This is a genomic window from Paenibacillus sp. GQ49, assembly GCF_059759055.1.
Genome location: NZ_JCAXEL010000004.1, coordinates 68,563 through 82,887 on the forward strand (window position 1 = coordinate 68,563; position 14,325 = coordinate 82,887).

General features: G+C 49.8%; 12 protein-coding genes and 1 riboswitch. Of the genes, 2 read left to right on the top strand and 10 right to left on the bottom strand.

Annotated elements, in window-relative coordinates:
- Nucleotides 1–55 precede the first annotated feature (55 nt).
- Nucleotides 56–1,144 carry a M24 family metallopeptidase gene (locus AC6CIF_RS09600; RefSeq protein WP_498199313.1) on the top strand — a complete coding sequence of 363 codons (1,089 nt, stop codon included), beginning with the start codon at nucleotides 56–58 and terminating at the stop codon, nucleotides 1,142–1,144.
- A 291-nt stretch (nucleotides 1,145–1,435) separates the two neighbouring features.
- On the opposite strand, the gene AC6CIF_RS09605 is transcribed toward AC6CIF_RS09600, so the two are convergent.
- From AC6CIF_RS09605 to AC6CIF_RS09615, 3 genes are all read right to left on the bottom strand, one after another.
- Nucleotides 1,436–1,789, bottom strand: coding sequence for a hypothetical protein (locus tag AC6CIF_RS09605; RefSeq protein ID WP_498199314.1), 354 nt, complete (start codon nucleotides 1,787–1,789; stop codon nucleotides 1,436–1,438).
- Nucleotides 1,790–1,879: 90 nt separating this feature from the next.
- Nucleotides 1,880–2,563 carry a queuosine precursor transporter gene (locus AC6CIF_RS09610; RefSeq protein ID WP_498199316.1) on the bottom strand — a complete coding sequence of 228 codons (684 nt, stop codon included), beginning with the start codon at nucleotides 2,561–2,563 and terminating at the stop codon, nucleotides 1,880–1,882.
- A gap of 374 nt (nucleotides 2,564–2,937) precedes the next feature.
- A complete protein-coding gene (locus AC6CIF_RS09615) occupies nucleotides 2,938–4,335 on the bottom strand; it encodes an L-cystine transporter (protein ID WP_498199318.1) in 1,398 nt (465 codons plus the stop codon).
- A 352-nt stretch (nucleotides 4,336–4,687) separates the two neighbouring features.
- Here AC6CIF_RS09615 and AC6CIF_RS09620 point away from each other — a divergent pair, with 352 nt between their 5' ends.
- Complete coding sequence (locus tag AC6CIF_RS09620) at nucleotides 4,688–6,388, top strand: methyl-accepting chemotaxis protein (protein WP_341131368.1); 1,701 nt, start codon at nucleotides 4,688–4,690, stop codon at nucleotides 6,386–6,388.
- A gap of 127 nt (nucleotides 6,389–6,515) precedes the next feature.
- On the opposite strand, the gene AC6CIF_RS09625 is transcribed toward AC6CIF_RS09620, so the two are convergent.
- The 7 genes from AC6CIF_RS09625 to AC6CIF_RS09655 form a co-directional block, all read right to left on the bottom strand.
- The gene (locus tag AC6CIF_RS09625) at nucleotides 6,516–8,060 is read right to left on the bottom strand and encodes a cobyric acid synthase (RefSeq protein ID WP_498199688.1); all 1,545 of its coding nucleotides are present in this window, start codon (nucleotides 8,058–8,060) and stop codon (nucleotides 6,516–6,518) included.
- A gap of 125 nt (nucleotides 8,061–8,185) precedes the next feature.
- On the bottom strand, nucleotides 8,186–9,076 hold the full coding sequence (locus AC6CIF_RS09630; RefSeq protein WP_498199320.1) for an adenosylcobinamide-GDP ribazoletransferase: 891 nt from the start codon (nucleotides 9,074–9,076) through the stop codon (nucleotides 8,186–8,188).
- Entirely contained in the window at nucleotides 9,073–9,633 is a 561-nt protein-coding gene (gene cobU / locus AC6CIF_RS09635; protein WP_427436059.1) for a bifunctional adenosylcobinamide kinase/adenosylcobinamide-phosphate guanylyltransferase, read from the bottom strand. The genes AC6CIF_RS09630 and cobU overlap by 4 nt, the downstream gene beginning before the upstream one ends.
- The gene (gene cobT / locus AC6CIF_RS09640) at nucleotides 9,630–10,751 is read right to left on the bottom strand and encodes a nicotinate-nucleotide--dimethylbenzimidazole phosphoribosyltransferase (RefSeq protein WP_498199322.1); all 1,122 of its coding nucleotides are present in this window, start codon (nucleotides 10,749–10,751) and stop codon (nucleotides 9,630–9,632) included. Before cobT ends, cobU begins: the two co-directional genes overlap by 4 nt.
- Nucleotides 10,752–10,796: 45 nt before the next feature.
- Nucleotides 10,797–11,609 carry an ABC transporter ATP-binding protein gene (locus tag AC6CIF_RS09645; RefSeq protein ID WP_498199324.1) on the bottom strand — a complete coding sequence of 271 codons (813 nt, stop codon included), beginning with the start codon at nucleotides 11,607–11,609 and terminating at the stop codon, nucleotides 10,797–10,799.
- Nucleotides 11,606–12,652, bottom strand: coding sequence for a FecCD family ABC transporter permease (locus AC6CIF_RS09650; protein WP_498199325.1), 1,047 nt, complete (start codon nucleotides 12,650–12,652; stop codon nucleotides 11,606–11,608). Before AC6CIF_RS09650 ends, AC6CIF_RS09645 begins: the two co-directional genes overlap by 4 nt.
- Nucleotides 12,649–13,647, bottom strand: coding sequence for an ABC transporter substrate-binding protein (locus AC6CIF_RS09655; protein ID WP_076209437.1), 999 nt, complete (start codon nucleotides 13,645–13,647; stop codon nucleotides 12,649–12,651). Before AC6CIF_RS09655 ends, AC6CIF_RS09650 begins: the two co-directional genes overlap by 4 nt.
- Before the next feature lie 437 nt (nucleotides 13,648–14,084).
- Nucleotides 14,085–14,233, bottom strand: a riboswitch (cobalamin riboswitch).
- Nucleotides 14,234–14,325 lie beyond the last annotated feature (92 nt).

The window sequence follows — 14,325 nt, forward strand, 5'->3', positions numbered from 1 at the left end:
CATAATCTTTTATAATAGAAGGATAGTATGAATGGAAAGGTGGACAACTACACTTATGAATCAAAACCCTTTATCTCGTCTCGAAGCCGATCTGTCCGGGCAAGGATTGGACGCCATGCTGATCACAGATCCAAAACATATCTACTATTTTACTGGATTTGCGAGCAATCCGCATGAACGTTTCCTTGGTTTGCTTCTCGCACGTGGCGAAGAACCCTTGTTGATTGTACCCGCACTGGACGCTGAAGCTGCCGCAGCCGCTTCCTCGGTATCCAACATTGCCACTCACACGGATACGGATAATCCGTACGCTTTGTTTGATCGTTATCAGGGGCGCTTGGGCCGGGTAGGTCTCGAAAAAGAATACGTGACGGTCGCACGTTATGAGCAGCTGACCGCCGCTCTGGGTACTGCCAGCTTTGAAGATGTTGGCCCGTTGCTTCGCACATTACGTGTGAAAAAAACACCAGATGAGGTAGCCCGCATTCGCCACGCCATTCACCTGATCGAAGAAACATTGCGTCAAGGACTCTCTCATGTTCGCACAGGCGTAACCGAGATTGAACTTGTCGCCGAGATGGAGTATCAGATGAAAAAGCTGGGTGCCGATGGCCCTTCCTTTGATACCATGGTGCTCACAGGACCCAAAACAGGTCTGCCACACGGTACACCGGGTGAACGGAAACTGCAACATGGTGACCTGTTGATGTTTGACATGGGTGTGTATGCTGGAGGATATGCCTCGGATATCACACGTACATTCGCCTTTGGTGACATCTCACCTGAACTCAAAACCATCTATAACACTGTACTCGCAGCGAACGAAGCTGCTATCCAAATCGTGAAACCAGGCATCACCTGCGCCGAAGTGGATCGTGCAGCACGCCAGGTCACGGAAGAAGCGGGATACGGCGAGCGTTTTATGCATAGAGTAGGCCATGGATTGGGTATTGACGTGCATGAGTATCCTTCTCTCCATGGAGAGAATATGGACATCCTGAATGAAGGTACCGTATTCACGATTGAACCGGGCATATATACCGCAGCAGGCGGCGTCCGTATCGAAGATGATGTAATTGTAACCGAGACGGGTGTGGAAGTTCTGACAACATATCCAAAAGAACTGCAAATCCTTACTGACTAATCCAATTGGATCTATGTCAAAAACAGCCCATATACATCAATGCTCAGCCGATATTGTGCATCATGAACTAAACTGCACGAAACTGTGCTGAACTGTATCTTCTAAATAATATACTCCTTTCGCGTACGCCTCAGGCCTGTATACAGAAAAAGTAGCACGTACACACGCGAACGCAAAAATCCCGCAACTCCATGAATATCATGGGTTGCGGGATTGTAATTAATACGAAGCATATCCTAAATTACTCTGTCTGTATTCTACGTAATCTTATTCCTGCTCACTCATTTACCATTAACCAAACTCATGCGTGATATCCTGCCAAGACTCCAGCTGTGGCAACTGTTGCTTCCCCCAGTAATCCAGAAACCATTGAATAATCCCAGTTGTATCTGTTGTGCTGCAGCTGTAATGCCGGAAACCGTCCTCGCCTTCCTGCAAACGAATCTCCGCCACCATTTGCCCTGGTTCCTCAAGCGCAGCAGCCTGCATATACATACTTCCCTCCACCAGCTCCGAAGGTTTAAGTACTACGTATTCATGCAATTCCAGATTGGAGATCAACTCCACCAATAACGAGGCATTAATGCTATCATTCTCGTAGGTTGTGCCATTGCTTTCCAGTGTATAACGCAGTGTAGAGTACATGTGCGATTCCCCTTTGTATGAAGTCATTGTTGGCTAATAATAAATGATACACGCTCATAACGACAGGTCATTATACTCTTTGAATATTGTCTAAGCTTCATCCTTAAACTTAAAGCTGCGTGCGGCATACAGAAATGGCGTTCCGACCGCAGTTAATACAAATTTGATAATATACGTCGTCAGGAAGATTTCCAGCCAAACATCCCAAGGATAGATGAACGCAAACGCGATCGTACAGAACACCAGTGTATCCACAAATGAACTGATGATCGAACTACCGTTGGTGCGAATCCACAACTGATTGCGCCCTGGGGCCACCTTGCGCAGCCAAGAGTACAATCGAACATCCAGGAACTGGCTTATGAAGTATGCCGTCAGACTTCCGAGTGCCAAACGTGGCAGCAGTCCAAACAGCTTCACCATAGATTCCTGTGCAAAGTCCGTTGGTGCCGGGTCAAAGTACAACACCATCTGCATCAGAACCGTTGTCATGATGAGCGTGAAAAAACCGAACCATACGGCTTTGCGTGCCTCACCTGGTCCATACTTCTCATTAAGAAGGTCACTGGTCAGGTACATGCTGACATACATCGTGTTACCAAGCGTCAGCACAATTCCCATGATATCTATCGTTTTGGTCACCTGAATGTTGGCTATAACCGTAGCCACACCAATCCAGGCATAGAGACCTTTTTTACCGAACAAGCGGTAACACAGCAGGAAAAATCCATAAGTTACGAGAACAAAAACTGCTCCCCACCCTAAGTTAAACATAAATACATACACTGCCTTCCTAGTTTTGATTACGCGGGATGGTTACGAACCGCGGTTTGGCTCAGGGCCAAAACATGAATACTCTATCACATTTCTCGTCCCATGAACAGAACTAAATAACTCCAAGTGTGCCTGAGTGACTACGATCCCTTTTATATTCCTCCTCTGTCTCTCTCGACCATACTAGTTTTTCCTACCCCGATTCCCCTTGCCCCGTTTATCGAAAAAGAAAACTGCTTCACCACCGTGCACAGCATAGTTTGATTGCCGCAAAAAAACCGCCCTCCGGATTTACCCGAAGGACGGCTTTTCTCACTTGATTTGTAGACGGCTCTAGCTATCTTAATGTGAGCTTTTATCTACTCCATTCTGTATTAAGCGTGAGCCGCAGAATCCAGTTCACGGCTTTGATCGTTAAACGTGTCCCGATCGTTTTCCTTCAAAATTCTGCTCGTCACGAGTCCTGATGTCATTGACCCGTTCACGTTAAGCGCTGTACGACCCATGTCGATCAGCGGCTCCACGGAAATGAGCAGTCCAACCAGAGCCACAGGCAGATTCATGGTGGACAATACGATCAGGGAAGCGAAGGTTGCCCCGCCGCCAACGCCAGCCACACCAAACGAACTGATCATGACTACGAGGATCAAAGTCACAATGAAGTCCCAGCTCAGCGGGTCGATGCCGACCGTCGGAGCAATCATTACCGCCAGCATGGCCGGATAGATCCCGGCGCAGCCGTTTTGCCCAATCGTAGCCCCAAAGCTTGCAGACAGGTTCGCAATACCGTCCGATACGCCGAGTTTCTTCGTCTGTGTCTCCACATTCAGCGGGATCGCCGCTGCACTTGAACGGGACGTAAAGGCAAATACCAGTGTTGGCAGCACCTTCTTCAAATACGTAACCGGGTTGAAGCCGGACAGAGAGATAATGATCAGATGAATAATAAACATGATCGCCAGCGCGATATAAGACGCAATCACGAATTTGATGAGCTTTAATATCTCTTCCGCATTGGTTGTCGCCGTTACCTTTGTAATCAGTGCTAAAATCCCGTAAGGCGTAAGCCTCAGCACCAGTGTAACAATTCGCATAACCACCGCATATACCGCATTAACCATACCGCGGAACGTCTCCGCCTGCTGAGGTTTTTTGCGATCCAGTCCAAGTACGGCTACACCGATAAACGCGGAGAAAATAACCACCGCCAGTGTGGATGTACGGCGTTCTCCTGTCATATCTGCAAATGGATTCGAAGGAATGAATTCCAGCACTTGCTGCGGGATGGTCTGATCCTTCACATCAACAAGCCGTTCCTCCACCTTCTGAATCTGCGCATTCTCCCGGTCTCCTCCTTGAATCTCAATGGAAGTCAGGTTGAAGCCCAGACTGGTCACAATGCTGACCCCTGCGGCAATCGCTGTCGTGATCAACAGAATGGCAATAATGGAAACACTCATCTTGCCGAGATTTTGTTTGCCCTTCAGATTCATAATGGCCGAGATGATGGACACCATGATCAATGGGATCACGACCATTTGCAACAAACGAACATATCCTGAACCGACCAGATTGAACCAATCGACTGATTTCGTAACTACATCAGAACCTGATGTGTACACCAATTGAAGAATAACCCCGTACACAACCCCCAGTCCCAGACCCGCAAATACGCGTTTCGTAAAGGAGATATGCTTTTTCTGCATCCAGTAGAGGATGCCAAGTAAGACAAGCATAACCACTACATTCAATATGATTAGAAAAGTATCCATTTCTTTAAATCCTCCTCAGGCATGTGTGTAACCGGAACATATCCGGTTTTCTCTTCTATCTTTTGTACTTCCGACAAAGACATTTTACAATATAACATATAACAAACTATTCTGGTAGGTATTAATTGATATTATGTAATATGCATGTAACAGATTCATCTATTTCTGAAAAAAATACATCAAATCGTGAAAATTGTTCTATTCAACCTCCGGTTAATTTTGTAATATAGGTATATCCGCTTATTCCCAAGTTTTCTCAATGTTCAATTTAGGTCTTTCTTCATTGGTAGATAGGTCTTAGGATTACGGAAAAGCGACAATGTTAATGAACTTGACGTGAAAGGATGATCATATGTTTCGTAATCGCACCGTTGCCGGTAAAATCAGAGGCACCTTGTTCCTCGTCTTGCTGGTTGCTTCCCTGTTGTTCAGTATCAGTTTTTATGCCGTATCGATGAATATTATTCAAAGCTACGTGCTGCCGCAGTTTGACAAAGTCCTTAACACGTCCATTCAGGATATATACAAGAATACTTCAGCATCCAAAATCCTACAGGTACAGAGTGGCGGAGCCGGTTCTGAAGGTGCTGCCATGACCGTGGAATCGTACCTGGCAGATAAAGCAAAAGAACATAATCTGGATGCGGCTTACGTTGTTGCTATTCAAGATGGCTCAGCCAAAGTCGTTGTGGCCAACCCTTCTTCAAACATGAAAGCCCAGGATGAGATTAGTGTAGAACCCGCAATGAATGCAGCTATTGAGAACAAAGAAATGGTAATCAGCGAGGTCTACTCCGATTCCTTTGGTGTACATAAAGCAGCCTTTATCCCCATTGCAGGAAGTAACATGATTATGGCTGTCAGCATGGATGCCCAGTTCATTCAAGACAAGATTACCCAGATTTTCTGGTTGTGTCTTGGGATTACAGCATTAGTGTTTGTGCTCGGCTGGCTTATCTCCACTAGTATGATCAAAAGAGTGACCAAACCGATCATCAAGCTGGTCCAACATAGTAAACAAATTTCCCAAGGTGATCTGACCGCTGAGCTAGAGATCAAAGGTAAAGATGAAATTGCCCAGCTTGCCGCTAGCTTCCAGACGATGACGCATAACCTGAAAGAAATGATTAGCCGTGCCTTGTCTACGTCCAATGAAGTTGTATCAGGCTCCAATGACCTGCTTCAGCGGGTTGAATCGATGTCCGGTATGGTTCGAAACTCCAGCCGCTCCGCAGAAGATGCAGAAAAAGGAAGCATCAGCATTGCGTCAAGCGCATCCGAGAATGCCAGAGCTATGGAAGAAATTACGCAAGGTATCATGCATATTGCTTCATCTTCTGCCGAAGTGTCTGACCAGATTGGTGAAGCAGCGAACGAGGCAGTTAACGGTAACCGACTGGCTCAGAATGCCATTGAGCAGATGGAGCGTGTAGGCCAGACAGCAAGCGAATCGTTGCGTTATGTGGAAACTATGAATGAACGTTCGGTAGCCATCGGCACCATTGTTGCTTCCATTTTTGAGATCACCAAACAGATTAACATGCTGTCACTCAACGCCTCCATCGAAGCAGCACGTGCCGGAGAGCATGGTCGCGGATTCGCTGTTGTTGCTGGAGAAGTTCGCAAACTTGCCGAGCAATCCAAGACAGCCACCGAAGAAATTTCGGATTATCTGGGTACCATTCGTGAAGACGCTGAACGCTCCGTTGACGCCATGAACCGTGTAACCCGGGAGATTGGTTCAGGCACAACTGTCGTTCAACAAGCAGGCTCAGCCTTCCAGCAGCTGAATGAATTGATTCAGAACGTGAATCTGACCATCCAGACCGTCTCTGCTTCTACACAACAAGTATCCGCTGGTGCTGAAGAAGTGAGTGCATCCGTAGAAGAAACGGCACAGATTACGACCAAATCTCGTGAGAGCATGTTACAGATTGCTTCAACAGCAGACCTGCAGCTCAGCGAGATGGATTCCCATTCGAATACAGTTCGTCATCTGCATGAACAAGCTGTAGAGCTTCAATCCGCCATGAAAAATTTCAAAATAAACTAACAGGTTAACCATTAACCTATCATCACCTGTTTTAAACCTCATACTAATCATAGGATATACAATGCCCCCATGCCGCTAACATTCCGTTTCTAGAGAACGGGTTGTCGGACATGGGGGTATTGTTGTTTCACTCGGGTGCCTGAACACCCATAATCTCGTACACACGCTTCATATCCAATGACGAACGCAATGATTCAGCTACTCGATCGAACTCCATCTCCTTACGTTCATGCGCACTATATGTCTCCTGAAGCGGCGGCAGTCCTTTACCTTCACGCAAGGCATTCAGCCACGAACGTCGGAATTGATCACTTTCAAACAAACCATGCAGGTAGGTTCCCCACACGCTGCCATCTACTGAGCCCCAGCCTTCTTGGAAAGGTTGACCACCTGGATGTGAGATTTCAAACAACGCGGTTACCCGTTCAGGCTCGTGGCACTCCGTAACACCCATATGAATCTCATATCCATTAACAGGTAATGAAACATCTGTTACATCTCGCTCACCATACAGACGAATCGGGTGATCAGGCTGCACCCGTCCGGATGCTCTGACAGTCTGCTTTTCCTGAAGAAACGTTGTCGATAGCGGGAGCCAGCCAAGTCCTTTTGCTTCCTGGATCTGATTCGCCTCCACAGCAAACGGGTCCTTCAGATGACGTCCCAGCATCTGGTATCCGCCACATATTCCTACGAGCTGAACATGCTCACGCTCGGTCTGACTGGCAATCGCCTGCTCCAGCCCAGACTCACGCAGATATGCCAGGTCACCTATGGTATCCTTCGTACCCGGTAGAAGAATGGCATCCGGACTGCCCAATTCCTCTGGCGAGGTCACGTAACGTACATTCACATCCGGTTCACGGGAAAGTGCATCAAAGTCTGTAAAGTTGGAAATTCGCGGATATCGGATCACCGCCAGATCCAGCTCGGTTTTGCCGGATTTTCCATGGCGCATGGAGTCCAGCACCACTGAATCCTCTGCTTCAATCTGAATATCTCTTATGTAAGGCAATACACCCAATACTGGAATGCCTGTCCGTTCTTCAAGCCAGTCGAGTCCTGGCTGCAACAGGGACAGATCACCGCGGAACTTGTTGATAATGAACCCTTTGACACGCGCCACCTCATGGGGTTCCAGCAGCTCCAGCGTACCTACAATGGAAGCAAACACCCCGCCCCGATCAATATCGGAGATCAGAATCACCGGTGCATCGGCCCAGCCTGCCAGATTCATGTTGACGATATCCCGATCCTTCAGATTGATCTCGGCCGGACTACCCGCTCCTTCCATCAGCACAATATCATAGGTATCCCGTAGCCGGTTCAGCGCATCCATCACCGTCTGCTTTGCTTCAGGCAGGAAATGCTGACGGTAGTCCGATGCACTCATCTGGGCAAAAGGTACACCATGTACCACGATCTGCGAATGCATGTCCCGCACCGGCTTGATCAGGATTGGATTCATATCGGTTGTCGCCTCAATACCGCAGGCTTCGGCTTGTGCCCCCTGAGCCCGACCAATCTCCTTGCCATCTTCTGTCACATAGGAATTCAGTGCCATATTCTGTGACTTGAACGGAGCAGGCTTGAAACCATCCTGCTTAAAAATCCGGCATAATGCCGTTGTGATGACACTTTTGCCTACATCCGAAGCCGTTCCTTGCAGCATCAGTACCGCCGCTGGTTGTAATGGCCTATCTTCCACGCTCTCTCCCCCTGTCTCCGTGTTATATCCAGATCACCTTGCTCCCAACCTCATGCGTAACACTTTCATACTGCTTCATACTTCAAAAGTTACAGCCAGAACAGTCCTTGAAGCACACTCAGCACGGTCAACAAAGCCGCCTCCAGCAGCTCATTCATGGCACCATACGTATCCCCGGTCAAACCGCCTAGCCGTTCACTGATCCGGGCAGCCACGAATCGGCCGATATAATAACACGCCACAGGCAGTATAATAACTGCCGCCACCGGGTATAGCCACCATGGCAGTGTACCCAGACCACTCACCATTGCATCCGCAATCCCCATATCCGGCTTGAAAAGCCACACCGCGGCAAACGTAATTGCCCCTGCGATTAAGGTCAGGCCCACAGCTGAACTTCGTGCACGCTGGACCTCCTTCCGCTCACCCAGACCTTTGAACAATACAGCAAGTCCATCATCTTCGCGCGCATTCGGCCAGGCGGACATTGCATACACCATGAACCAGCGGCTCCAGATCATGGGCAGGATCAGCAGCGCACCATACACCCAGTGGCCCCGGGCAATAAAATCGGCGATCAGCGCAGCTTTCATCATGAGTAGAAGCACACAAGCAATTACCCCCATCGCCCCGACACGGCTGTCCTTCATAATCTCCAGCATCCGTTCACGGGTACGATAACTGAGCAAGCCATCCGCCGTATCCATCCATCCGTCAAGATGGAGTCCTCCGGTGAGCCATACCCATAACGTCAAGGTCAGGACGGCAGCCGGAAAGGCCGGAAGCACTGCACCACTTAAGGCTCCCGCGAGCCAGACACACAGACCGATTGCAGCACCGACCAGCGGATAAAAGACTACACTTTCCCGCAGCAATGGCGGGACAAAATCGATTTGCATTTTGACAGGGAAACGGGACAAAAATTGAAAAGCGGCTGCCGCCGCATGTTTACGCTGAGGAGCAGGCGTACCATCCTTCATAAGCGGTACTCCTTGCTTTTTAGTTCAATCGCAATGCCTACGGTCACCAGAAACACTTCACCGCATATCGCCGCAATACGCTGATTCAGTACACCGGCCAAATCCCGATATTTTCTGCCAAGGGCATATTCCGGTACGATCCCATCTCCCACTTCATTTGTAACCAAAACAAGCAAACCTGGATAGGTTCGAATCGCTTCAACCAGCGCGTCCAAATGTGCCTGTAACACCTGCTTCTCGTCATGCTCATGTGCTAACAAAACATTTGTCAGCCACAGCGTCAGGCAATCCACCAGAATGGTGGGTGCAGAAGTCCCTGTATGCCCTTCACCCATGCGGCTTATCAAAGCAGGCAGATGTATCGGCTCTTCCATCGTGTGCCACAGATACCCTGATGCCTCGCGCTGATGCTGATGCATGGCGATACGCTCACGCATTTCATCATCGTACGCCTGAGCTGTCGCCACATACCACGCCTCCGAGGAACGCTGCATGCAGAGACGCTCGGCAAAGGAGCTTTTGCCACTGCGTGCGCCGCCTGTCACCAGTACGCTCATCGGGAACTCTCTCCTTGCAGCGATGAATCAACCGACGCTGCGGAGTCCGAAGCATGGCTTGCCCCGTCTGAGACACCCGCGCTTGCAAAGGTAGCCATCTCGTTCAGAATGAGACATGCTGCGTCAATCAGATGAAGACTAAGCACGCCGCCTGTGCCTTCACCCAGACGCATATCCAGATCCAGCATCGATTTTAAATCCAGTTCACGCAGCAGCGCTCCATGTCCATTTTCGTGTGAAGTATGTGAAGCGATCATATAAGCTGTACTCAGAGGTGCAAGTTGTCTTGCCACCAGCGCTGCGGCGGTAGAGATGAACCCGTCTACAACGACCGGGCAACGATGAGCCGCCGCCGCGAGAATAACCCCTGTGAGTCCGGCAATCTCCAGTCCACCCACCTTGCACAGAACATCCAGTGCATCTTCCGGGTTCGGTGCGTTTACGCTAAGCGCCCGGCTGACTACAGCAGCCTTGCGCTGCAAGCCTGCATCATCAATGCCGGTTCCTCGCCCCACGGCGGCAGCTGGTGCAACTCCGGTTAACGCGCTCATTACCGCAGCACTTGCAGTGGTGTTGCCAATTCCCATCTCCCCGGTGACAAACAGCTGTGTTCCCTTCGCCACTTCTGCCGCTACAACTTCGGCTCCTGCAAGGATAGCCCGAACTGCCTCATCCCGGGTCATCGCTGCCCCTCGGGCCATGTTGGCCGTGCCTTTGCGAATTTTACGGGAAAGCAGGTCCGGATGTTCAAGATCGGCATTCACACCGATATCCACACAGATCACATCAGCTCCGGCGTGACGAGCAAGCACATTCACCGCAGCGCCTCCAGCGAGGAAATTCAGAACCATCTGCGGGGTCACTTCAGCAGGAAAAGCACTGATGCCTTCTTCCACTACGCCGTGATCTGCGGCCATGACAATGACCGCCCTGTGATCAAAACGCGGACGTGCATTACCCGTCATGCCTGCCAGGCGGATCACCAGCTCTTCCAATTTGCCCAGGCTCCCGGGCGGCTTCGTCAACGAATCCACATGCGCAGAGGTTTCTGCCGCGACTTCCTGATCAGGAGCAGTAATCTTACTTATTAAATGCTCCAACACCTGTTCATTATTCATACAACCAGCACTTCCTTCATCAAAATATGGGTTGCCCCGCTTCATTTAATCGATGTCCCGCCGCAGCAGCAATTGAGGTATGGCATGGTCGGGATGGGAGACAATCGCGGGTTTGACGCGAAATATGTCCTGGATATTCTCATCGTTGATCAACGTATGAGGCGTGCCCTTTCCAACCGTCAATCCCTCACGCAGCGCCAGAATGTGATCGCAAAATAACGCGGCCAGATTCAGATCATGCAGCACAGCCACAATTGTAATGTTAGTCCTCTGTCGCCATGCCGATAACAATTCCATGAATTGCAATTGATATTTAATATCCAGAAACGTGGTCGGCTCGTCCAGCAGCAGTAACCTCGGCTCCTGAGCCATAACTTTGGCTAGTGCGACTCGCTGCCGTTGCCCGCCGCTGAGTGCATCCAGCGGTCTGTCCGCCAGCTCTGTCAATCCTAGATCTTCAAGCACCTTGTCCACTACAAGTGCCCCATCACCCGCTTCACGCCCCAGCCAGTTCTGGTACGGATACCGCCCCATCTCCACCACATCCCGCACGGGATAGGAGATAGCTGGCAGGCCGTCCTGCTGCAATACAGCGATCATGCGCGACAGGTCCTTACGGCTGTAAGAGCCGATGTCTCGACCATCGATACGGATCTGACCTTCGCTTAACTGTTCCGTTCCGGCAATAAGCTGGATCAGGGTGGACTTTCCGCTGCCGTTTGGACCAACAACTCCCCACCAGTCACCTTCACCAACATTCCAGTCTACACTACGCAATGCCTGATGATTGCCATATGACTTCCCTGCTCCCTTAATGGAGATAAGTGAAGTCGAGTTGGAACTGGTACTGGAATTCATGGCATCATCCCCTTCTGCAACTTTTTGTTCCGGTGCAGCAGGTAAGCAAAGAACGGTGCACCAACAAAGGCGGTGACAACACCGAGCGGAATTTCAGTTGGCGCCAGCAACGACCTTGCGATGGTATCGGCCCACACCATGAAGATCGCTCCACCAATTGCAGACAAAGGTACCAACAGTCGGTAATCCGGTCCCACCAGCAGCCTCAACATATGCGGGATCACCAATCCAACGAATCCGATGACACCCGATACCGAGACAGCCCCAGCAGTCAGCAGTGTGCCAACTGCCAGCACGGACAGCTTGAGTCTGTCCACTCCGATCCCGATATGTGCGGCTTGACGTTCTCCCAGTGCAAGCACATTCAACGAGCGTGCGCGGCTCCAGAGAAAGACCAGCCCTAACAGAAAATACGGGAAAAGGATGGCCGTATACGACCACCCACGCAGAGCCAGACTTCCCATCGTCCAGTATATAATTTCATTAATCGTCTGTTTCGACATGGTCGACAGGAAGGAAACAACTGCGCCCAGGAAACTTTGCATGACCACACCAGCCAGTATGAGGCTATGTGTAGGTATTTTACGCCCTTCACGAGCCAGTGCCATAACAAACCATAACGTGATTACACCCGTCAAAAACGCCACCAGTGGCAACGTCCAGATTCCGATCAGTGCATACTGCAATCCGAAGAAAATCAGAAAGGCTGCACCCACCGAAGCACCGGATGATACGCCCAGGGTGAACGGGTCTGCCAGTGGGTTCCGAAGAACCCCCTGGAATCCCGCACCGGCAATCGCCAACGATGCGCCCACGAGCACAGCAAGCAGTACACGTGGGAATCTGACTTTCCAGATAATCTGTTCGGCTGCCTTATTCCAATCCGGTGTAATCCAATCTCCCACCCAGGGGATTTTGTGAATCAGGATGCCTGCAATATCCCGGATCGGCAACGCTACTGAACCAATGCTCGTGCAGATGAGCACGGTGAGCACCAGCAGCACCATGCCCGTCGTTCCGAACAGGATCAGCTTTTTACTCATTGGAACAAGTCAGGGTAGATCGCTTTGGCTACTTCTTTCAGCCCTTGAGTTACCCGTGGACCCGGACGGCTCAGCAGGTTGGCATCCAGGCCAATAACCGCGTCATTTTTCACAGCGGTAATTTGATCCCAGCCGCTGCGCGCCTTGATGATCTGATCCAGTGTTTTGGAGTTTTCATCAATGACATCATTAGCATACAAAATCACATCCGGGTTGGAGGCGATCACATTTTCTTCATTGATCTGGTACCAGCCTTCTTTGTCCGAAGCAATATTGGTTCCTCCGGCTACGGTGATCAGTTCGTCCATGAACTCACCTTTACCTACCGACCAACCTGGGGAGAATTCAACGTATACTTTTTTCTTCTCTTCCGGTTTAACGGCCTTCACCGCTTCGGTTACATCTGTCACGTCCTGTTTCATCTGGGTGATGATTTCTTGTGCTTTTTCCTGATGATCGGTGATTTTACCGAAGGTTTCGATATTATTCATCACATCGTCAATGGATTTAGGATCCGTTTTGAAAATGGTAATGCCCAGTTCGCGCAGCTTTTTCACTGCATCTTCGCTCATCGAGATACCTGTGAAGACGATGTCGGCTTCTGCGGCAATGATGGACTCTTCATTGGGCTTGGTGATACCGCCCATTTTAGCTTTGGTTGTTGCTGCTTCCGGATAATCGTCATAGTCCGATACACCAACGATCTGATCGTCCAATCCAAGGGCAAACAGGGATTCCGTCTCAGCCGGAGACACGGATACAATTTTGGCAGGTGCCTTTTCAAAGGTGAATGATTCACCCGTTGCATCCGTAACTGTCAGTGGATATTGTGTTTTGAGGTCCGTCTGCGCCTGGCCTTGGGACTGCTCCTGTGCCGGTTGCTGTGAAGTACCTGTGCCCTCGTTTGTTGTTGCATTGCCACATCCGGCCAAAGCCAGTGCAAGTGCCGCTGCACTTAGCAGTGACGCTACGCTTTTCCAATTTTTGAAATTCATTCTGTTATTCTCCCCTTCTCTATCTGTACTATTTTCTTGCATCGTGCTTGAACTCTTACTCCCCATGTCTTGGTGTTCCTGTACAAGTTAAACCCATCCATTTTACACAAGTCCACTCCGATTGCAGTACCATCTTCCGATCGCTGTTATCCCCGGATTTTCCCTTTTCGAAAGGGAAAATCCGGGGATAAGCTTATGCTTCCGATGTAGCTTTCTTGTAGAAAGCTTTAAGCGAACACTCCGTTTCTTCAGATCGGTCCTGCACTCTTCGTTAACGTGTAAAAATTCGGTTTATCTTACATGAACAATAAAAAATCCCCAATCCTTGGACAAGGATCAGGGATGACGTCTCGCATATGGCGATCTGTACATGTTCAACCAAGGGTTGTCCATGCGCATAGAATAGCCCGAAACGCTGTCCTTTCCTCGAAGGAACACCGGTTTGTACGTCCAGGGCAGGTAACCTGACTTACAGGAATCATCCTGTTTTACAGTGGCGGGACCGTGCCGGATTTGCACCGGCTTCCCCATTTCACCCTGTGTGTTTCATGACTCGTAGTAATCTGCCATGAAAACAGCCTTCACACGCGGGACCCTTGGTCGCTGATATGGTAAACCATTGCCGTGTAATCTCTGCATGCTACATACTCGTTCAGGCTTCACAACCTGCAGCGTATC